The organism is Vibrio sp. Vb0349, assembly GCF_033338975.1.
Genome location: NZ_JAWOTS010000323.1, coordinates 1 through 1,174 on the forward strand (window position 1 = coordinate 1; position 1,174 = coordinate 1,174).

A 1,174-nucleotide genomic window follows, 5' to 3' on the forward strand; every position below is an offset into this window, starting at 1 on the left:
CGATCGATGATGATGAAACCACCGGTATCTGCGCAGTCTTGGTAATTGTCCAAAGCTACTGATTCATTGAGCGACCACTCACACAAACCAATGCCATTTAGAGGCAGTTCCGCAGCACCATGTGTCGACAAGTTATTGATGTCGTACTGGTGACGAATCGACTCTACGTGACCAACGGTCTTCTTACCTGCAATCTTGATGTCGTAATCACGACCAGGTTGCAACGGCTGCTCAGTCATCCACACCACATCGGCAAGCAAATGGTTGGTGGTTTGCACTTGCGCGTTCTCAAGCACGATCAAATCACCACGGCTGATGTCAATTTCATCATTCAGAGTCAGCGTAACGGCTAGACCAGCTTGCGCTTCTTCAATGTCGCCATCGAAGGTCACAATGCGAGCGACAGTCGACGTTTTACCGGACGGCAATGCTTTGATGGCATCACCGACTTTCACAGAGCCAGACGACACCGTGCCCGCAAAGCCACGGAAATCAAGGTTAGGACGATTCACGTACTGAACAGGGAAACGGAATTCACCCGCACCTTTTTCGTAGTCCACATCCACCGTTTCTAGCAACTCAAGCAATGATGGACCTTCAAACCAGTTCAGGTTCTGTCCTTTATCCACTACGTTGTCGCCTTCCAGCGCTGAAATCGGGATAATTTGAATATCAATATCGCCAGTTAGATTTTCAGAAAACTTCAGGTATTCATCACGAATTTCTTCGAAGCGCGCTTGTGAGTAATCCACCAAATCCATCTTGTTGATTGCGACAACAAAATGTTTCAAGCCCAATAGGTTTGAAATGAAAGAGTGACGACGCGTCTGATCCAAAATGCCTTTACGGGCATCCACTAAGATCACCGCTAAATCACACGTCGATGCGCCTGTCGCCATGTTGCGCGTGTACTGCTCATGTCCAGGGGTATCAGCAATGATGAACTTACGCTTTTGCGTCGAGAAGTAACGGTAAGCAACATCGATTGTGATGCCTTGTTCACGCTCAGCCTGCAGACCATCGACAAGCAACGCCAAATCTGGCTTTTCACCCGTCGTACCAACGCGTTGGCTATCTGAGTGAACCGCTGCTAGTTGGTCTTCATAAATTTGTTTTGAGTCATGGAGTAAGCGACCAATCAGGGTGCTTTTCCCATCATCCACAGAGCCACAAG

At 48.3% G+C, this 1,174-nt stretch carries 1 protein-coding gene; it reads right to left on the reverse strand.

Features of this window, described 5'->3' with window-relative positions; translation table 11 throughout:
• Positions 1-1,174, reverse strand: a 1,174-nt coding sequence (cysN, locus tag R7Q47_RS25540; protein WP_318090164.1) for a sulfate adenylyltransferase subunit CysN, incomplete at both ends; no start/stop codon positions are given.